At 69.6% G+C, this 19,239-nt stretch carries 20 protein-coding genes; 9 read left to right on the plus strand and 11 right to left on the minus strand.

The features are described 5' to 3' along the window. The first annotated feature begins 29 nt into the window (after positions 1-29). Entirely contained in the window at positions 30-1,097 is a 1,068-nt protein-coding gene (locus E9232_RS07000) for a glycerol dehydrogenase (protein WP_309792982.1), read from the plus strand. Between the two features lie 175 nt (positions 1,098-1,272). Next, positions 1,273-2,025, plus strand: coding sequence for an SDR family NAD(P)-dependent oxidoreductase (locus tag E9232_RS07005; RefSeq protein WP_309792984.1), 753 nt, complete (start codon positions 1,273-1,275; stop codon positions 2,023-2,025). 4 nt (positions 2,026-2,029) lie between these two features. On the opposite strand, the gene E9232_RS07010 is transcribed toward E9232_RS07005, so the two are convergent. Continuing rightward, positions 2,030-2,872, minus strand: a complete 843-nt coding sequence (locus E9232_RS07010) for an aldo/keto reductase (RefSeq protein WP_309792986.1) — start codon at positions 2,870-2,872, stop codon at positions 2,030-2,032. Between the two features lie 228 nt (positions 2,873-3,100). Here E9232_RS07010 and E9232_RS07015 point away from each other — a divergent pair, with 228 nt between their 5' ends. Continuing rightward, entirely contained in the window at positions 3,101-4,003 is a 903-nt protein-coding gene (locus E9232_RS07015) for an NAD-dependent epimerase/dehydratase family protein (protein WP_309792987.1), read from the plus strand. Positions 4,004-4,015: 12 nt separating this feature from the next. On the opposite strand, the gene E9232_RS07020 is transcribed toward E9232_RS07015, so the two are convergent. The 4 genes from E9232_RS07020 to lpxA (E9232_RS07035) all read right to left on the minus strand — a co-directional run bounded on the left by E9232_RS07020 (position 4,016) and on the right by lpxA (E9232_RS07035) (position 6,545). Further along, the gene (locus E9232_RS07020; protein ID WP_309792988.1) at positions 4,016-4,156 is read right to left on the minus strand and encodes a hypothetical protein; all 141 of its coding nucleotides are present in this window, start codon (positions 4,154-4,156) and stop codon (positions 4,016-4,018) included. After that, complete coding sequence (locus tag E9232_RS07025) at positions 4,134-4,724, minus strand: SRPBCC family protein (RefSeq protein WP_309792990.1); 591 nt, start codon at positions 4,722-4,724, stop codon at positions 4,134-4,136. Before E9232_RS07025 ends, E9232_RS07020 begins: the two co-directional genes overlap by 23 nt. A gap of 98 nt (positions 4,725-4,822) precedes the next feature. Beyond that, positions 4,823-5,605, minus strand: a complete 783-nt coding sequence (gene lpxA / locus E9232_RS07030) for an acyl-ACP--UDP-N-acetylglucosamine O-acyltransferase (RefSeq protein ID WP_309792991.1) — start codon at positions 5,603-5,605, stop codon at positions 4,823-4,825. Positions 5,606-5,756: 151 nt separating this feature from the next. Beyond that, the gene (lpxA, locus tag E9232_RS07035; RefSeq protein ID WP_309792992.1) at positions 5,757-6,545 is read right to left on the minus strand and encodes an acyl-ACP--UDP-N-acetylglucosamine O-acyltransferase; all 789 of its coding nucleotides are present in this window, start codon (positions 6,543-6,545) and stop codon (positions 5,757-5,759) included. 261 nt (positions 6,546-6,806) lie between these two features. Between lpxA (E9232_RS07035) and E9232_RS07040 the strand changes: the two genes are divergently transcribed. Next, complete coding sequence (locus tag E9232_RS07040; RefSeq protein ID WP_309792993.1) at positions 6,807-7,418, plus strand: LysE family translocator; 612 nt, start codon at positions 6,807-6,809, stop codon at positions 7,416-7,418. On the opposite strand, the gene E9232_RS07045 is transcribed toward E9232_RS07040, so the two are convergent. The 6 genes from E9232_RS07045 to E9232_RS07070 form a co-directional block, all read right to left on the minus strand. Next, on the minus strand, positions 7,415-8,536 hold the full coding sequence (locus tag E9232_RS07045) for a DegT/DnrJ/EryC1/StrS family aminotransferase (protein WP_309792994.1): 1,122 nt from the start codon (positions 8,534-8,536) through the stop codon (positions 7,415-7,417). The genes E9232_RS07040 and E9232_RS07045 overlap by 4 nt on opposite strands. Positions 8,537-8,637: 101 nt before the next feature. Then, positions 8,638-8,961 (minus strand): helix-turn-helix domain-containing protein, encoded by a 324-nt coding sequence (locus E9232_RS07050; protein WP_441721092.1) that lies wholly within the window; start codon positions 8,959-8,961, stop codon positions 8,638-8,640. 288 nt (positions 8,962-9,249) lie between these two features. Next, entirely contained in the window at positions 9,250-11,349 is a 2,100-nt protein-coding gene (locus tag E9232_RS07055) for a dipeptide ABC transporter ATP-binding protein (RefSeq protein ID WP_309792996.1), read from the minus strand. Between the two features lie 4 nt (positions 11,350-11,353). After that, positions 11,354-12,244 carry an ABC transporter permease gene (locus E9232_RS07060; RefSeq protein WP_309792997.1) on the minus strand — a complete coding sequence of 297 codons (891 nt, stop codon included), beginning with the start codon at positions 12,242-12,244 and terminating at the stop codon, positions 11,354-11,356. A gap of 11 nt (positions 12,245-12,255) precedes the next feature. Next, complete coding sequence (locus tag E9232_RS07065) at positions 12,256-13,188, minus strand: ABC transporter permease (RefSeq protein ID WP_309792998.1); 933 nt, start codon at positions 13,186-13,188, stop codon at positions 12,256-12,258. A 76-nt stretch (positions 13,189-13,264) separates the two neighbouring features. Continuing rightward, a complete protein-coding gene (locus E9232_RS07070; RefSeq protein WP_309792999.1) occupies positions 13,265-14,929 on the minus strand; it encodes an ABC transporter substrate-binding protein in 1,665 nt (554 codons plus the stop codon). Positions 14,930-15,264: 335 nt separating this feature from the next. Between E9232_RS07070 and E9232_RS07075 the strand changes: the two genes are divergently transcribed. Genes E9232_RS07075 through E9232_RS07095 form a run of 5 tightly spaced genes read left to right on the plus strand, consistent with a single transcriptional unit; the run spans position 15,265 to position 19,123 of the window. Continuing rightward, the gene (locus E9232_RS07075; RefSeq protein ID WP_309793000.1) at positions 15,265-15,900 is read left to right on the plus strand and encodes an NUDIX domain-containing protein; all 636 of its coding nucleotides are present in this window, start codon (positions 15,265-15,267) and stop codon (positions 15,898-15,900) included. 37 nt (positions 15,901-15,937) lie between these two features. Continuing rightward, complete coding sequence (locus E9232_RS07080) at positions 15,938-16,966, plus strand: cysteine synthase A (RefSeq protein WP_309793001.1); 1,029 nt, start codon at positions 15,938-15,940, stop codon at positions 16,964-16,966. Further along, the gene (locus E9232_RS07085; protein WP_309793002.1) at positions 16,963-17,688 is read left to right on the plus strand and encodes an alanyl-tRNA editing protein; all 726 of its coding nucleotides are present in this window, start codon (positions 16,963-16,965) and stop codon (positions 17,686-17,688) included. The genes E9232_RS07080 and E9232_RS07085 overlap by 4 nt, the downstream gene beginning before the upstream one ends. Further along, positions 17,685-18,539: a sulfurtransferase gene (locus tag E9232_RS07090; RefSeq protein WP_309793003.1), complete on the plus strand. Its 855-nt coding sequence runs from the start codon at positions 17,685-17,687 to the stop codon at positions 18,537-18,539. Before E9232_RS07085 ends, E9232_RS07090 begins: the two co-directional genes overlap by 4 nt. A 2-nt stretch (positions 18,540-18,541) precedes the next feature. Next, positions 18,542-19,123, plus strand: a complete 582-nt coding sequence (locus tag E9232_RS07095) for a GNAT family N-acetyltransferase (protein WP_309793004.1) — start codon at positions 18,542-18,544, stop codon at positions 19,121-19,123. Positions 19,124-19,239 lie beyond the last annotated feature (116 nt).

Genomic DNA, 19,239 nt, shown 5'->3' on the forward strand with positions numbered 1-19,239 from the left:
GGCGAGACCGCCCGCAGGAGCCTCCCATCATGATCATCGGCGCCCGCTTTCCCGGCCGCTACCTGCAGGGTCCCGGCATCGTCGCCCGGCTGGGCCAGGAACTGGCCGGCTTCGGGGCCAAGGCCATCATCGTGCTCGACCGCGGCGTCCACGACCTGCTGGCCGAGACCATCCGAGCGGCCTGCGACGGCCATCTCGCGATCGAGCTGATCCGCCATGGCGGCGAATGTTCGAACGACGAGATCGCGTCGGTGGCCGCGGCGGCCAGGGCGTCCGGCGCCCGCGTGGTGCTCGGCGCCGGCGGCGGCAAGGCGCTGGACACCGCCAAGGCGGCGGCGCATGAGGCCGGGATCGCCTGCGTGGTGATGCCGACCATCGCCGCGTCGGACGCGCCCTGCAGCGCCCTGGCCGTGGTCTACAAGCCGAACGGGTCGGTCGACCACGACCACTTCCTGCCGCGCAACCCGGACCTGGTGATCGTCGACACCGAGATCGTGGCCCGGGCGCCGGCCCGCTTCCTGGCCGCCGGCATCGGCGACGCGCTGGCGACCTGGTACGAGGCCGAGGCCTGCCGCCGCAGCGGCGCGCTGAACTGCCTGGGCGTGCGCGGCGTGCCGCTGGCCTATGAGATCGCCCGCATCTGCCGCGACACCGTGTTCGAATTCGGCGTGGCCGCCCTGGCCGAATGCGATGCCAAGGTCCCCGGCCCGGCCTTCGAGCGGATCGTCGAGGCCAACATCCTGCTGAGCGGGCTGGGCTTCGAATCCGGCGGCGTCGCCGGCGCCCACGCCATCCATCACGGGCTGTCGGAGCTGGACGAGGTGCACCACCACCTGCATGGCGAGAAGGTCGCGATCGGCGTGCTGGCCGAGCTGAAGCTGCAGGGCGTGCCGGAGGAGGAATACGTCAGGGTGCGCGACTTCTGCGCCGCGGTGCGGCTGCCGACCCGGCTGCGCGACATCGGCATCGTCGACGCCACCGAGGCGAAGCTGCGCATCATCGCCGAGCGCGCCTGCCGGCCGGGCGAGATCATGCACAATGAGGCGATGCCGGTGACCGCCGAGATGGTCGTGCGCGTCCTGCGCGAGTTGGTGTAACGCCCATAGCGTCCCCTCCATCTTGTCATTGCCCGGCTTGACCGGGCAATCCAGGGGCCATCGAGAGCCGCTCTCGAAAGCCCCTGGATCCTCGGGTCAAGCCCGAGGATGACAGCGGAGGGGGCGGCCGTAACATGTGTCTGACCGAACCGATCGACGACAACCGGAGACCATCGTGGACGAAATCAAGGCGACCTTCCGGCCGGACCTGTATGCCGGCAAGCGCGTGCTGGTGTCCGGCGCCTCCAGCGGCATCGGCCTGGCCGTGGCCCGCGGCTTCCGCGATGTCGGGGCCGCGGTGATCGCCACCGGCAGCTCCGAAGCCAAGCTGGCGGCGGCGCGGACCGACGGCCGCAATGAAGGCATCCGCTTCGAAACGCTGGATGTGCGCGACCCCGCAGCGCTCATCGCCTTCGTCGGCGCCCTGCCCGGCCTGGATGTCCTGGTCAACGCCGCCGGCATCGCCCGGCCGACGGCGGAGTTCACCGACGCGACCTATCTCGAGGTGATCGACGTCAACCTGAACAGCGTCATGCGCCTGTCGATGGCGGCGCGGCCGCATCTGGCGGCCAGCCGGGGGTCGATCATCAACTTCGCCTCGATGCTGAGCTATCTCGCCGACGCCACGGTCCCGGCCTATGGCGCCAGCAAGACCGGCGTGGTCGGGCTGACCCGGCAGCTGGCCCATGCCTTCGGGCCGGAGGGCATCCGGGTCAACGCCATCTCGCCGGGCTATCACCGCACCGACATGACCAAGGCGCTGTGGAACGACCCCGAGCCGGCGGCCCGCATCGCCGCACGCTCGGCCCTGAAGCGCTGGGGCGAGGCCGAGGACCTGGTCGGCACCGCCCTGTTCCTGGCCTCGCCCGCCGCCGCCTTCCTGACCGGCGCTGACCTGCCGGTGGATGGCGGCTATGTGACGGGCTAAGGCCTCAGGCCGCGACCGCGTCCCAGACCGGGGCCAGGCCGTCCGGGCTGACCAGGCGGCCATCCGGCCGGGCCAGGGCGTGGATCGCGGCCATCTCGTCATCCGACAGCGCGAAGTCTGAGATCGCCAGGTTGGCGGCGGCCCGGTCCTCGCTGACCGTCTTCGACAGGGCGACGACGCCCTGCTGCACCAGCCAGCGCAGCACCACCTGGGCCGCGGTCTTGCCGTGGCGGGCGCCGATCGCCTGGATCGCGGGATCGTCGATCACCTTGCCGTCGGCCATGCCGTAATAGGCGGTGACGCTCATGCCGGCCTTCCGCGCCGCGGCCAGCACCGGCGCCTGGTCGAGATAGGGGTGGTACTCGACCTGGTTGGTGACCAGCGGCGCCTGGCTCAGCACCACCGCCTCGGCCATCAGCGCCGTGCTGAAGTTGCTGACGCCGATGTGGCGCACCTTGCCCGCGGCCTTCACCTGGTTCAGCGCGCCGATCTGCTCGGCCAACGGCACCTGAGCGTTCGGCCAATGCAGCAGCAGCAGGTCGACATGGTCGGTGCGCAGCTTCTTCAGGCTTTCGTCGACCGAGCGCAGGAAGGCCTCGTGCCGATAATTCGCGACCCAGACCTTGGTGGTCAGGAAGACGTCGTTGCGGGCGACGCCGGACGCGGCCAGGCCTTCGCCCACCTCGGCCTCGTTGCCGTAGATCTGCGCCGTGTCGACATGGCGGTAGCCGTGCGACAGCACATGGCGGACCATGCGCGCGGTGTCGGCGCCGTTCATGCGGAAGGTGCCGAAGCCCAGCGCCGGGATCTCGGCGCCATTCGCGGTGACGGTGGGAAGGTTGGACATCTCAGGTTTCCTTGATTGGCCGAAGCGTTCGGGTCGGACCGCAATGTGGGTCGCAACTGGGCCGGCGATAATCCGGCGCTGGAGCCAAGAACCTGTGAATTGAATTCACGGCGGGCGGGATTGCCGCCTGGGAATTCGCGTCACGCCAGCTTGTCCGGCAGGGACGCTTATCACCGGCCCCTCCCTGCCCCATCTCTATGACCGCAAGCCCACAGCCCGGAGCCACCCATGACGATCTTCCTCACCGGAGCCAGCGGCTTCATCGGCGGCGCCATCGCCGCCAAGCTGATCGTCGCGGGGCACGGCATCCGCGGCCTGGTGCGGACGCCGGAGAAGGCGGCGCAGTTGCAGGCGCTCGGGATCGAGCCGGTGCTGGGCGACCTGTCGGACACCGCGCTGCTGGCGCGTGAGGCCCGGGCGGCCGACGGCGTGGTCAACGCCGCCAGCTCCGACGACCGCCCCGCGGTCGAGGCCTTCCTCGATGCGCTGGCCGGGACCGGCAAGCCGTTCCTGCACACCAGCGGCAGCAGCATCGTGGCCGACGAGGCCCGCGGCGACTGGGCGTCGGACCGCACCTATGACGAGGACACGCCGATCGACCCGCTGCCCGGCAAGTCGGCGCGCGTCGCCATCGACCGCCTGGTCACGGACGCCGCCGGCCGCGGCGTGCGGTCGGTGGTGCTGTGCAACACCCTGATCTACGGCACCGGCCCCGGCCTGCACGCCGACAGCGTGCAGATTCCGACCCTGGTGGCCCAGGCGCGCCAGAGCGGGATCGTCCGCCATGTCGGGCGCGGCCTGAACATCTGGTCGAACGTGCATGTCGAGGATGTCGCCGAGCTCTACGCCCTGGCGCTGGACCGGGCACCGGCCGGCGCCTTCTACTTCGTCGAGAACGGCGAGGCATCCTTCGCCCAGGCCACCGCCGCCATCGCCCACCGCCTCGGCCTCGGCGCGCCGCAGGACTGGCCGATCGACGACGCCGTCGCCGCGCTGGGCTTCGGCAAGGCCGTCTATTCCCTCGGCTCCAACAGCCGGGTACACGGCAAGCGGGCCCGATCGGAGCTGGGCTGGGCGCCGAAGCACGCCTCGCTGACGGAATGGATCGAGCGCGAGATGCCGGTGGCCTGAGGCCGGTTCGCCTCAGGCGTCGGCGGCGGGCGGCATCCAGCCGGTGCGCGCGGCCCATTGGGCGGCGCCGGCCATGATCACGTCGAACACCGGGTCCTTGATGTCGCAATAGGTATCGACGTCGGACAGGTCATAGGCGGCCATGGCGATCATGATCGGCTCCGGCTGGAACGGGGCCGGTGGTTCTATCGCCGCTCGGCGCCTGGCCCAGTGGCTCGCCACCGCCGGCCGGTCTCGCCCCGACGACCGTCAAGGGGCGCAGCGCCCGGGCGTAGGCCGCGAGGATCAGCGGCCAGCCCTGCGATGATGCCATGGCGTCTCGCAGCAGTGCCGCCCCCTCGCAGTGCCGCTCGAAACCCCGATGCTCCAGCTCCACACGGGTTCGGCTGCCTTCGGATGTGAAACGGATCTCCAATTCGCTGGCCTTTTCCGGCGGCCCCGGTGCCCGCTGCGGGCAGATGGCGAAGGCCAGCACCAGCCGCGACGGCGGCTCGAAGGCGCGGACCTCGCCCCAGCCGGTCTCGCGGCCGTGCCGATCACGCTCGTACCAGCGGCCGCCGGCCCGCGGTTCGATCGCCGCGGTGTCGAACGCCGCCTGGCCGTAGGTGTATTCGAGCGGCCACCAGCACCCGAGCCGGTTGGCGAAGCTGTCGAAGGCCCGAACTTGCGGCGCCTCGACGATGATGCTGGTCCGGACCGGGCTGAGAGTGTCTCCGATCATGGCTGTCTCCCTCGAAGGGCATCCCGGCCGCCGCGGCGAAGGCCGCGCTGCACCAGGGGTCGAGTCATCAACAGCCGCAGCGGCGAAAAATCACCACGTCATGCGGCGACCAGGCCGCGCCTGGTGTCGGCCAGGAATTCCAGCAGCTCGGCGACGCCCTTCTCGCCGGCATGGTCGCGCCGCACCAGCGCCATGCGCTCGGCCTTGGCGCCGGTGCCGCGGAACAGCAGGCGGAACACCCGGCGCAGGGCCAGGACCTCCGCTTCCTCGAAGCCGTGGCGGCGCAACCCGACCTCGTTCAGCGACACCAGCCGGGCCCGGTCGCCCTGGACCAGGCAGAACGGCGGCACGTCCTGCGCCACCATGGCGCCGGCGGCGACGAAGGCATGGGCGCCGATGCGGGTGAACTGGTGCACCCCCACGAGGCCGCTGACATGGGCGTGGTCGCCGACCTCGACATGCCCGGCCAGGGTGGCGGCGTTGGCGAAGCGGGTGTGGCTGCCGATGCGGCAGTCATGGGCGATGTGGGCGCAGGCCATGAACAGGTTGCCGTCGCCGATCTCGGTCAGCCCGCCGGAGACGCCGACGCCGGGCTGGATGGTGACGTATTCGCGGATGATGTTGTCGCGGCCGATCACCAGCCGCGTCTCCTCGCCCTTCCATTTCAGATCCTGCGGCGGCGCGCCGACCGAGGCGAACTGGAAGATCTGGTTGCCGTCGCCGATCTCGGTCCGGCCCTCGATCACGGCGTGCGGCCCGACGATGCAGTCGCGCCCCAGCCGGACCTTCGGCCCGATCACGGCATAAGGGCCGATGCGTGCGTCCTCGCCGATCTCGGCGCCGGGTTCGATGATGGCGGTGGCATGGATCTGGGACGGCATCGCGCAGGCTCCCGACAGCGGAAACGGACAGGCGCGGCCGGCCGAAGCCGATCCATCGCTGCCGCCGATCCTGCCGCCGGAGGCGAAGCCCACAAACTCAAAATTTGTTACGAATCATTGCGTTGCCGGACGGCATTGCGCCATCGGCGGTTCAGGCCGCCGCCAGCCCGCGCTTGCTGTCCGACAGGAAGGTCAGCAGTTGGTCGACGCCGCGCCGCTCGCCATAGGAGTGGCTGACCGCCGCCATCCGCTCGGCCTTGCTGCCGCCGTGGCGGAACAGCATGCGGAACACCTTGCGCAGCATCAGCACGTCGGCCTCGATGAAGCCGTTGCGGCGCAGCCCGACCTCGTTCAGCGACACCAGCCGGGCCCGGTCGCCCTGCGCCAGGCAGAAGGGCGGCACGTCCTGGGAAACCATGGCGCCGGCCGCCACGAAGGCGTAGGCGCCGATGCGGGTGAACTGGTGAACCGCCACCAGGCCGCTGAGGAAGGCGTGGTCGCCGACCTCGCCATAGCCGGCGATCATGGCGCCGTTGACGAAGCGGGTGTGGCTGCCGATGCGGCAATCATGGGCGACATGGGCGTTGGCCATGAACAGGTTGCCGTCGCCGATCGTGGTGACGCCGAGCGGCCGCGCCGCGCCGGAATGGATGGTGACATGTTCGCGGAAGACGTTGCCGTCGCCGATCCGCAGCCGGCTGTTGCCGCCGCTGAACTTCAGGTCCTGCGGCTGGGCGCCGACCGAGGCGAACTGGAAGATGTGGTTGCGGTCGCCGATCTCGGTGTCGCCTTCGACCACGGCATGCGGGCCGACGATGTTGTCGCGCCCGAGCCGAACCCCTTCGCCGATCACGGCATAAGCCCCGACGCGCGTGCCTTCGCCGATTTCGACACCGGGCGCAATGATGGAGGTGGCATGGAGCAAGCTCGGTGAAGACATGTTTTCCGATGCCCCAAAATATTTGGATAAAGCGGGCCGGATCTGGAGTAGATCGATGGCACCTTTTTATCGCTTATCGATACTGCGCCCAATCATGCCGCAAACAAAAGTTAAAATTTATTTCTGGATTTATTCTGGATCGTCAGAATCGTTCTAATCTGACGAATGTCTAACCTTTTCAATAGGCTGGGAGACGAGACGATTTCGAGCGTGCATAATGGCCGGGCCGATATTGCCAAGCCCTTGCCGAAGGTGCAGCCGATGGATCCGTCGACGCTTCTGATCTATGCCGTCACGCTCGGCGTGGCTTGCGCCGTCCCGGGCCCGACAACGGCGGCGCTGGTGGCGCGCGTGCTGGGCCGCGGCACCCAGGGAGCGCTCGCCTTCTGCGGCGGGCTGCTGTTCGGCGACCTGCTGTGGCTCAGCGCCACAGTCCTGGGCCTGGCCATGCTGGCGGCGACGCTGCAGCCGGTGTTCGTGGTGATCAAATATGCCGGCGCCGCCTATCTGCTGTACCTCGCCTGGCGGCTGTGGACCGCGCCGGCCGCGGCGCCGGTCGAGGCCCAGCCGGTGCGCGGCGAAGGGCTGCGGCTGTTCCTGACCGGGCTGTCGGTCTGCCTGGGCAACCCGAAGACGACGCTGTTCTACCTGGCGCTGCTGCCGACCCTGATCGACCTGCCGCACCTCACCTGGGTCGGCTTCACCGAGGTCGCCGCCACCCTGGTCGCAGTCTACACCACGGTGCTCACGCTCTATGTCGTGCTGGCCCTGCGGGCGCGCCGGATGTTCCGGTCGCCCCAGGCGATGCGGGTGATCAACCGCGGCACCGGCGCCGTGATGGCCGGCGCCGCGGTGGCCGTCGCGACGCGCTAGCCCACGGCCGCCAGCACCCCGTCGCAGACCCGGTCGGCGTCGGCGTCGGACAGGAAGGGGTGCATCGGCAGGCTCAGCACCTCGCGGCACAGCGCCTCGCTGACCGGCAGCGACCCCTCGCCCTCGCCATGGGCCCGGTAGGCCTCGGCCAGATGCATCGGCGTCGGGTAGTAGATCGCGGTCGGGATCCCGGCCTCGCCCAGCCTGGCCCGGACGGCGTCGCGGTTCGCCACGCGGATGGTGTACTGGGCCCAGGCGCAGAACAGCCCGTCCGGCATCACCGGCGTCTGCACCCGGTTGGACAGCCGGGCGGAATAGTGCCGCGCCAGCCGGTCGCGGGCGTCCAGCTCGTCCTGGAAGCTCGGCAGCTTGGCCAGCAGCACCGCCGCCTGGATGGTGTCGAACCGGGCGTTGAGGCCGACCCTAACGGTATCGTAGCGGCTCTTGCCCTCGCCATGGACGCGGATCGACTTCAGCACCTCGGCCAGCCCGTCGTCATCGGTGTAGACCGCGCCGCCGTCGCCGTAGCAGCCCAGCGGCTTGGCCGGGTAGAAGCTGGTGGCGGTGACCGGCGCCAGCGACCCGACGGGGCGGCCACGGAACTGGCCGCCGAGGCTCTGCGCGGCATCGGCGATGACGAACAGGTCGTGCGCGTCGGCGATCGCCTGCAGCTTGGGATAGTCGACCGGCAGGCCGAACAGGTCGACCGCGATCACCGCCTTCGGCGCCAGCTGGCCAGCGGCCTTGGTCGCCGCGATCCGGCGCTGGAGATCCGCGAGGTCGATCAGGAAGGTGTGCGGGTCGACATCGACGAAGACCGGCGACGCGCCGAGCAGCAGGATCGCCTCTGCCGTCGCGGTGAAGGTGAAGCCGGGCACGAAGACCGCATCGCCCCGGCCGATGCCGCGGGCCATCAGCGGCATGATCAGCGCGTCGGTGCCGCTGGCCACCGTCAGGCAGTGGCGAGCGCCGGCGCGGCGCGCCAGCTCGGCCTCCAGCTCCCCCACCTCGGGCCCCAGGATGTACTGTCCGTGGTCGAGCACCGCATGGATGCGGGCGTCGATCAGGGGCTTCAGGCGCGCGTATTGCTGCTTGAGGTCGACGAAGGGAAGAGACACGGGCGAGCCTCGGCTGGAACGGAACTGGGGCTGATGTAGCCCCGCGCCGCCGCCGGCGCCAGCCGGAAGTGCACTCCGGCGGCGCGCCGGGACGACGCGAATCAGTGCTCCGTCGCCTCCGGCCCCAGCGAGCGCAGCAGGTCGACCAGCCGGCGGCGGATGGTCGGATCCTCGATCCGGTAATAGGCGCGCACCAGCTCCAGCGTCTCGCGGCTGGCCACCATCTCGCTGTCATTGGCCGGATGGGTGGCATTGCCGTTGTGCTGGAGGTCGACGATGCCCTCGAAGAAATAGCCGACCGGCACGTTCAGGATGCGGGTCAGCTGATGCAGCCGGCTGGCGCTGACACGGTTGGCGCCGCGTTCGTACTTCTGGATCTGCTGGAACGAGACGCCGAAGGCCGCCGCCAGCTTTTCCTGGCTCATTCCCAGAAGGGTCCGGCGCTGGCGCAGGCGCGCGCCGACATGGATGTCCACCGGATCCGGGCCGTCTTCTGAAATCGTCTTGCGACGGCGCTGTCGATCCATACCCTGGGTGGCCATACTATTCTATCCTCCTGCGGGCCTTGGCCCGACACCAGATACGACCGCGAACGGTCGAATTTGGTGCGGTTCCCCAAAGCCGCAGCGTCGAACCGGGCCCGCCTACATACTATAGTATGCCGCGAGCAACCCGGCCGCAATACCCGCATAAGGCGATCTGCACCGGGACGTTTAACCCGCACGCCCCAGAACGGGTTCCACCGCCGCGAGGTCGGGCAACGGAATATGGCAGCGGATTACATGGCCGTCGCCATTGGCGCGGTCCGGCGGCGGTTCGCTCTCGCAGATGTCGCCTAGCTTGCGCGGGCAGCGGGTGTGGAACGGGCAGCCCAGGGGCGGGTCGAGCGGGCTGGGCATCGCCCCTTCCAGGATGATGCGCTTCTTCTCGATCGTCGGGTCCGCCACCGGCACCGCGGCCAGCAGCGCCTCGGTGTAGGGGTGGTAGGGCGGCTGGAACACGGCGTCGGTGGTGCCCTGCTCCATGATCTGGCCGAGATACATCACCACCACCTGGTCGGCGAGGTAGCGCACCACGCCGAGATCGTGGCTGATGAACAGCAGCGTGGTGCCGGAGCGGCGCTGGATGTCGATCAGGAGGCCGGTCACCGCCGCCTGGACCGAGACGTCGAGGGCCGAGACCGGCTCGTCCGCCACCACCATCGCCGGGTCGCCGGCGAAGGCGCGGGCGATGCCGATGCGCTGCTTCTGGCCGCCAGACAGCTGGCGCGGCTTGCGGTCGGCGAAGGCGCGCGGCAGCTTGACCAGGTCGAGCAGGCGGAAGACCTCGGCATCGACATCGGCGCGCCGCTTCTTCACCCCGAACTTGCGGATCACCCGGCCGATCTGCCGCCCGACTGTCATGCTGGGGTTCAGCGTGTCGTTCGGATTCTGGAACACCATCTGCAGCGACGACAGCAGCGGCGCGCCGCGGCTCTGCACCGGCTGGCGGCCGATGTCGGTGCCGCGGAAGGCGACGGTGCCGGCGGTCGCCGTCTCCAGCCCCATCAGCACCCGGGCGAAGGTCGACTTGCCGCAGCCGCTTTCGCCGACGATGGCGACGGTCTGGCCGCCCTTGGCCTCGAAGCTGAGCGCCTCGTTGGCGCGGATGTAGCGGGTGCGATCGCTGCCGAAGAAGGCGGCGATCGAGTTGTCGTAGATCGGGTAGTGCTTGCCCATGGCGGCGACCTGCAGCACCACTTGGTTGTCAGCCTTGGCCGCGGGCAGGGCCTCGGCCACCGCCGCCACCGGCGGCAGCGCCTCGATCTCCTGCCAGCGCAGGCAGCGCACGCCACGGGTCTCGCCGGCCGGCAGCATCGGCACCGGCGCCGCGTCGCAGCGGCCGGCCTCGAAGAAGTCGCAGCGCGGCGCGAACCAGCAGCCCTTGGGCCGGTTCTGCGGCAGCGGCAGCTGGCCGCGGATCGGCACCAGCGGCCGGCTGGTCTTGTCGCGCCCGGGCGTCGGAATGCAGCCGAACAGCCCCTGGGTGTAGGGGTGGCGCGGGGCGGCGAAGATCTGGGCGATCGTCCCCTCTTCCACCGCCTGGCCGGCATACATGACGCAGACCCGGTCGCAGGTCTCGCGGATCAGCCCGAGATTGTGGCTGATGTACAGCATCGCCGTGCCCAACGTCCGGCCGAGCTCGGCGATCAGGTCGACGATGCCGGCCTCGACCGTGACGTCCAGCGCAGTGGTCGGCTCGTCCAGCAGCAGCAGCGACGGGTTCGACAGCAGCGCCATGGCGATCACCACGCGCTGCTGCTGGCCACCCGAGATCTGGTGCGGATAGGCCTGCATCACCCGCCCGGGGTCGGCCAGCCGCACCCGGGCCAGCATGTCCCGCGCCCGGTCCCGCGCCTGGGCCGGGGTGCAGCCCGGCTCATGGCACAGCGGCACCTCGGCCAGCTGGTCGCCGATGCGCAGCGCCGGGTTCAGCGCCGACATCGGCTCCTGGTAGACCATGGCGATCTCGGCGCCGCGGATCCGGCGCAGATCCTCCTTCGACATCGCCAGCATGTCGCGGCCGCGGAACTTCATCGAGCCGCCGGCGATGCGGCCGTTGCCGCCGAGATAGCGCATGATCGCCATCGCGACGGTCGACTTGCCGCAGCCGCTTTCGCCCACCAGCCCGACGCATTCGCCCGGCTGGATGGTCAGCGAGAAATCCACCACCGCCGGGATCTCGGCGGCGCGGGTGAGATAGGAGATCGAGAGCTTGTCGATCTCCAGGATCGGCGAGCGGGTGTCGCGCGGCGGAATCACCTCGGCAATCATCGGCTCAGTCCTTGAGCGAGATCTCGCGCAGCCCGTCGGCCAGGAGATTGAGGCCGAGGACCAGCGAGGAGATCGCGATGCAGGGGAAGACCGTCATCCACGGCGCGAAGGTGGCCATGGCGCGGGTCTCGTTGACCATGCCGCCCCAGTCCGGGTCCGGCGGCGGCAGGCCGAGGCCGAGGAAGCCGAGCACGCCGATGGTGATGATGGTGTAGCCCAGGCGCAGGCAGGCATCCACGATCAGCGGCCCGCGGGCGTTGGGCAGGATTTCGACGAACATGATGTAGAGCGAGGATTCGCCCCGGGTCTGCGCCGCGGCGACGTAGTCGCGGTTGCGCAGGTCCAGCACCAGGCCGCGGACGATGCGCATGATGCCGGGGGCGCTGGCGCAGGTCACCGCCAGCACGATGTTGATGCCGGACGGGCCGAAGGTGGTGATGATGACGACGTAGAGCACCAGGATCGGGAAGGACAGAATGATGTCGCCGATCCGGCTGAGCACGTCGTCCCACAACCCGCGCTTGTAGCCGGCGAACAGCCCCATGGTGACGCCGAGGGCATAGGCGCAGGCGGTGGCCAGCGGCGCGTAGATCAGCACCCGCTGGGCGCCCCAGATCACCCGGCTGAGGATGTCGCGGCCGAGCTGGTCGGTGCCGAGCCAGAACACTCCGCCGCCCGGCGCGGGCGTGCCCGGCGGCTTGAACGGCACCAGGTTCTGGTTCGGCGGGAACGGCGCGATCACCGGCGCCAGGATCGCGACCAGGATCCAGGCCAGGACGATCAGCACCCCGATCAGCCCGACCCAGCTTTCGCGCAGCAGCAGCGCCGAGCGCAGCGCGCGCACCACCGGGTTGCGGCTGAGCGAGGATGGGGGCGGCAGCGAGACGTCGGCCATTGCGGTCTCCGTCAGGTGAAGCGGATGCGGGGATTGAGGTAGGTGTAGCCGACATCGGCGATGGTCTGGGTCGCCACCGCGACGAAGACCGAGACCATGGCGCAGGCCTGGATCAGATAGATGTCCTGGTTCAGCGAGGCCTCGAGCAGCAGGGCGCCGAAGCCCTTGTAGCCGAAGAAGGCCTCGACCACGATCACGCCCGACAGCAGCCAGTTGATCTGCAGCACGATCACGGTGAAGGGCGCGATCAGGGCGTTGCGCAAGGCGTGGCGCATGATCACCCGCCGGTACGGGATGCCCTTCAGCACCGCGGTGCGGATATAGGGGCTCTGCATCACTTCGGCCATCGAGGCGCGCATCATCCGGGTGATGTAGCCGAAATCGTAGAGCACCAGGACCAGCACCGGCATGACCAGCTGCAGCGGGTCGAAGCCCTGGTTCATCCCGCTGGTGCCCGGCAGCCATTTCAGGACCAGGACGAACAGGAAGGACAGGAAGGTCGCCGAGGCGAATTCGGGGATCGAGGTGGTGATGATCGACAGCACCGAGATCGACCGGTCGGTGGCCGACCCCTCGCGCATGCCAGCGAGCACGCCGAGCACGACCGAGACCGGCACCATCAGCGCGAAGACGAAGGCAGCCAGGATCCCGGTGTTGGCCAGCCGCGGCCACAGCACCGCGGCGACCGGCGTCTTGAAGCGCAGCGAATCGCCGAAATCGCCGCTCGCCATGCGGCCGAGCCAGGCGAAGTAGCGCTCGTACCACGGCGCGAAATAGCCATGCGCCTCGAGCCAAAGATGGCGCTGCTCGTCCGAGCTGTAGGGGCCGAGGACCTTCACCGCCACGGCCGACCCGTTCACCTCCAGCAGGAGGAAGACCAGCAGCGACACCGCCAGCATGGTCAGGATCATGAAGAAGGCGCGCTTGGCGAGGAAGATCAGCATGGCTAGACCGCCTCGCCGGCCTTGCCGGCACGGGGGCGCAAGACGCGCCCCCGTCCGGAAGCTACAGGCTGTGCCGTCACGCCGACAGCCACACCTTGTCGAGATACATCTCGCGGGCGAAGTGGTAGGCGAAGCCCTGCACCTTGTCGGTGCCCGCGGTGTAGATCTTCAGCCAGAACGGGATGATGCTGATGGCATCTTCCTGCAGGATCTGTTCGATCTTCTTCATGATCTCCTTGCGCTTGGGCACGTCGATCGTGGCCTGCGCCTGGTTCAGAAGAGTCTCGAACTCGGGGTTGTCGTAGCCGCTCTCGTTCCAGGCGGCACCCTTGCGGTAGGCGACGTCGAGCACCTGCACGCCGAGCGGGCGGGTGGTCCACTGGGTCACGCTGAACGGCCATTTGGTCCAGCGGTCCCAATAGGTGCCGCCGGGCAGGATGTTCACCTTCAGGTTGATCCCCGCCGGCTTCAGCATCTCGGACAGGACGACGCCGATCTGGCCTTCCCATTTCGGGTCGTCGACGCAGTGGATCTCGATGTCCAGGCCGTTGGGGTAGCCCGCCTCGGCCAGCAGCTTCTTGGCCTTGTCGTAATCCTGCTTCAGCGGCCCGAGATCGGTGTATTCGGGGTGGATCGGGGCGACGTGGAAATCCTGGCCCGCGGTGCCCAGCCCCTGATAGGCCAGCTGCAGCAGCCGGTCGTGGTCGACGCAGGCCTGCACCGCCTGGCGCACCTTCTTGTTGTCGAACGGCTTCTCGGTCACCCGCATGCGGGCGACGCCGACGATCGCGGTGTCCTTGTCGTAGACCTTGATCGCCGGATTGGCCTGGTAGCCGGGCAGCAGGTTGGGATCGAGCTTGTACAGGAGGTCGACCTGGCCGGAGGACAGCGCCGCCAGCTCCGCCGCCGGATCGGCACCGAGATCGATGAACTGAAGCTCGTCGACATAGGGCTCGCCGCCCCAGTAGTCGGCCTTCTTGGTGAAGATCGCGCGCTGGCCGACGGAATATTCCTTCAGGGTGAACGGGCCGGTGCCGATCGGGTTCTTGATCAGGTTGGCGCCGTCCTTGGCGAAGTTGCGATGGGTAATCAGCGCGGGATAGTCGCCCAGGCTCTCGGGGAAGGAGAGCATGGCGTTGGTGAAGTTGAAGCGCACGGTGTGGTCGTCGATCTTTTCCAGCGCGTTCGGCGCCATCTTCACCGTCTCGCCGTCCTTGACCGTCAGGCCGCTGAAGCGGCCCTGGTTGGACGAACCGGTCTTGCTGTCCAGCCAGCGGGTAAAGGTGGCGATCACGTCGTCGGCGCCGAAATCGTCGCCGTTGCTCCACTTCACGCCCTGGCGCAGATGCATGGTCCAGACCGTGACGGTGTCGTTCGCCTCCCACTTCTCGGCGAGATGGGGGTGGGCGAGGTTGTCGGTGCCGACCCGCACCAGCGGCTCGATGATCTGCCGCGCCGAATTGCCCTTCTCCGACCAGTCGTAGATGGCGGGGTCGCTGGCATCCATCACGAAGATGCCCAGGCGCAGCGTGCCGCCCTTGCGCGGCGTCTCCTGCGCCAGCGCCTGCGGCATCAGCGGTTCGCCGGTCAGCAGCGAGGCCATGGAATAGGCGGTCGGAATCGCGAGACCGAGCAGCACCGAGGTGCGTAGGAATTCGCGCCGGTCGACCCGCCCGTCGCGGAGGTCCTCCGCCAGCTTCGGAATCGCCACGTGGACTTTTCCGAGATCTTTGATGTTCATCTGTCTCTCCCTGTCGAGACGCTGGAACCCACCCTGTCGGGCGGCGGCTTTCTTTAGCTTTTGAAGCCTCGGCCCGAAGCCGAGGACATTAGACGGCCGGGCGGCGATCCCGTTGTTTCCCCTGGCGACAGTGAAGCGCCCGTCCGCGACATTGGGCCGCCCCAACCCGACCCCGGAGTATCGCGGCCGTTTTCCCGCCCCGTCAAACCCTATCCCGGCAGCATCCCCGGACTCGCGGCACGCGATGTCCAGGGCCTGCGGCGTGCCGCGCCGTGGCGCCGCGGGGCGGGCGCCGCTATGGTCCGGCCGTCGCCGTCGCGCAGGAGAGAACCAGAGTGGCCTTCGACAACGATCGGGATGTCGAGCTGATCGAGCGCCGGACCGAATATGCCGGATTCTTCCGGCTGGACCGGCTGCAGCTGCGCCATCGCCGCTTCAACGGCGACTGGACCGCCCCGCTGACGCGCGAACTGGTGCTGCGCCGCCCCGCCGTCGCCCTGCTGCCTTATGATCCGGTCGCGGACCGGGTGGTGCTGCTGGAGCAGTTCCGGCTGGGCGCCTGGATCGCCGACCGGCCAGGCTGGATGGTCGAGATCCCGGCCGGGCTGATCGATACTGGCGAGTCGAAGGAGGATTCGGCCGCCCGCGAGACCCTGGAGGAGACCGGCCTCGCCGTGGCCGAGCTGCTGCCGGTCGGCGAGTTCGCCACCAGCCCGGGCGGCTTCAACGAATGGGTCAGCCTGTTCTGCGGCCGGGTCGACGCCCCAGCCGAGACCAGCCTGCACGGGCTGGCGTCGGAGCAGGAGGACATCCGCATCCTGCCGATGCCGGCGTCGGACGCCCTGGCGCTGCTGGCCGAGGGCCGCATCCAGAACGCCATCACCCTGATCGCCCTGCAATGGTTCGCCCTGAACCGCGACGCGCTGCGCCGCCGCTGGGCTTCGCTTGAAGCCTCCGGCAGCGCCGCCTAAGGTCCGCAAGGACGCCGCGACCCGAATGGGACCCAGCATGACCGACACGCCATCCCGCCATATCGTCGACGGCCTCGTCGGCGCCATCGGCAACACCCCGCTGATCCGCCTCCGCGGCCTGTCGGAGGAGACCGGCTGCGAGATCCTGGGCAAGGCCGAGTTCCTCAACCCCGGCGGCTCGGTCAAGGACCGCGCGGCGCTGGCGATCATCCGCGACGCCGAGGCGCGCGGCACGCTGAGGCCCGGCGGCACCATCGTCGAGGGCACGGCGGGCAACACCGGCATCGGCCTGGCCCTGGTGGGCCGGGCGCTGGGCTATCGCAGCGTCATCGTCCTGCCGCGGACCCAGAGCCAGGAGAAGAAGGACGCGATCCGCCTGGCCGGGGCCAAGCTGGTCGAGGTCGATGCGGTGCCCTACAAGGACCCCGGCAACTACGTCCACTACTCCGGCCGCCTCGCTGCCGAGCTGGCCAAGACCGAGCCGAACGGCGCCATCTGGGCCAACCAGTTCGACAACACCGCCAATCGCGACGGCCACTATCGCACCACCGGGCCGGAGATCTGGGACCAGACCGGCGGACGGATCGACGGCTTCACCTGCGCCGTCGGCACCGGCGGCACCCTGGCCGGCATCGCCATGGCGCTGAAGGAGCGCGACCCCAAGGTGCAGATCGCGCTGACCGACCCGCTCGGCGCCTCGCTGTACAATTGGTATGCCCATGGCGAGTTGAAGGCCGAGGGCAGTTCGATCACCGAAGGCATCGGCCAGGGCCGGGTGACCAAGAACCTCGAGGGCATGCCGCTGGACTGGGCGCAGCAGGCGACCGATGAGGAGGCGCTGACCATCCTGTTCCGCCTGGCCAAGGAGGAAGGGCTGCTGCTCGGCGGGTCCACCGGCATCAACCTGGCCGGTGCGGTCAAGATGGCGCAGCGGCTGGGGCCCGGCCACACCATCGTCACCATCCTGGCCGACCACGGAAGCCGCTACCAATCCAAGCTCTACAACCCGGAATTCCTGCGCGAGAAGGGATTGCCGCTGCCCGACTGGCTGGAGACCGCCGCATGACCGAGCTGCTGTTCCGCGACGACGCCTATCTCGGCACCGCGACCGCCACGGTGGTCGCCGCGACGCCGGAGGGCATCGTTCTGGACCGGACCATCTTCTACGCCACCGGCGGCGGCCAGCCCGGCGACACCGGCACGATCCGCTGGGCCGGCGGCGAGGCCGCGATCGCCGACACCCGCAAGGGCGAGGCGCCGGACGAGATCCGCCACATCCTGGCGGAGGGCGCTGCCCTGCCCGCCCCCGGCACCGCGGTCGAGCTGGCCCTGGACTGGGAGCGGCGGCACCGCCACATGCGGATGCACACCGCCCTGCACCTGCTGTGCATCGCCGTCATCGGCGACGTCACCGGCGGCCAGATCGGCGCCGATCGCAGCCGGCTGGACTTCAACCTGCCGGACGGGCCGCCGGACGCCGCGGCCGTCACCGCCGAGCTGAACCGCCTGGTCGCGGCCGCCCTGCCGATCGGGACGTCCTGGATCACCGACGAGGAGATGGCGGCGCGGCCGGACCTGGTGCGCACCATGTCGGTGAAGCCGCCGACCGGCTCCGGCCGGGTCCGGCTGGTGCGGATCGGCGATCCCGAGGCGCCGATCGACCTGCAGCCCTGCGGCGGCACCCATGTCCGCAACACCGCTGAGATCGGCGCCCTCGCGATCGCCAAGATCGAGAACAAGGGCAAGCAGAACCGCCGGATCGTCATCACCTTCGCAGGCGAAGCATGAACACCATCGTCTCCACCGCCTGGCTGGCCGACCACCTGGACGATCCCGACATCCGGATCGTCGACGCCACCTACCACCTGCCGACGGCGAAGCGCGACGCGGCGGCGGAGTTCGCCGAGGCCCATATCCCCGGCGCCGTCCGGTTCGACGTCGACGACATCGCGGCGCCGGAGAGCAAGCTGCCCGGCGGGCTGCCCCACATGCTGCCCTCCCCGGCCCTGTTCGCGGAGAAGGTCGGCGCTCTCGGCATCGGCAATGACAGCTTCGTGGTCTGCTACGACGTCTACGGGCTGATGAGCGCGGCCCGTGCCTGGTGGATGCTGCGCGCCTTCGGCCATGACGGGGTGGCCGTGCTGGATGGCGGCCTGCCGGCCTGGCGGGCCGAGGGCCGGCCGCTGGCCAGCGGCCCGACGACATCAGCCGCAGCCCGATTCGTGGCCCACCCCCGGCCGCGGCTGGTGCGCGCCAAGGGCGAGATCCTGGCCGGCAGGGCGGGCACGGTGATCGACGCGCGCGCCCGCGACCGCTTCGAGGGCACCGCGCCGGAGCCGCGGGCCGGGCTGCGCGGCGGGCATATTCCCGGCAGCCTCAGCCTGCCTTTCGGCGACCTGCTGGATCCCGCCACCAAGACCCTGCTGCCGCCCGAGGCGATCGCCGCGCGCTTCGCCGCCGCCGGATTGCCGGAGGACGGGCCGGTCACGACCAGCTGCGGCAGCGGCGTCACCGCCTGCGTCCTGGCCCTCGGCCTGCACCGGATCGGCCGCGAGGACGCCGCCGTGTATGATGGCGCCTGGTCGGAATGGGGCCTGCCGGGGGACACGCCGGTCGAGACCGGCCCGGCCCGGAGGTGAGCATGAGCGATCCGGCGGTCGGCGAGCTGACGATCACCGTCACCCAGCTGGAGATGACGGCCCGGCCGGTGCGCCCGCCCCCGCCGCCGCCCCTGGCGCGGCATGCGCTGATGCGGGCCGAGCCCGCGACCGTGTCCTACTACCGCTACCTCTACGACACGGTCGGCGCCAACTGGCTGTGGACCGACCGGCGGCTGTGGGACGATGCCCGGCTGCAGGCCCGGCTGGTCGACGACCGGACCGAGGTCTATGTGCTGTATGTCGACGGCGTGCCGGCCGGGTTCGGCGAGCTGTTCCAGACCGAGGCGGACCTGTCCGACCTCGCCTATTTCGGGCTGCTGCCCGACTTCATCGGCCGCCGGCTGGGGCCGTTCCTGCTGCGGTCGATCATCGACATCGCCTGGTCGCGGCCGATCCGGCGGATGACGGTCGATACCTGCACCCTCGACCATCCCAAGGCGCTGGCCCACTACCAGCGCGCCGGCTTCGCGCCCTATGGGCAGCGGGTGGTGCGCCGGCCCGACCCCCGGCTGACCGGCCTGCTGCCGATCACCGCCGCGCCGCATATCCCGCTCGCAACCTGAGGGTTGAGCCAGCCTTTTGCTGTCATTGCCGGGCCTGACCCGGGCATCCAGAGGCTGTCGACAGTCTCTGGATGCCCGGGTCAGGCCCGGGCATGACAGTTGTAAATGGAATGTCA

This window comes from Inquilinus ginsengisoli, from assembly GCF_031453975.1.
Taxonomy (GTDB): Bacteria; Pseudomonadota; Alphaproteobacteria; order DSM-16000; family Inquilinaceae; genus Inquilinus; species Inquilinus ginsengisoli_A.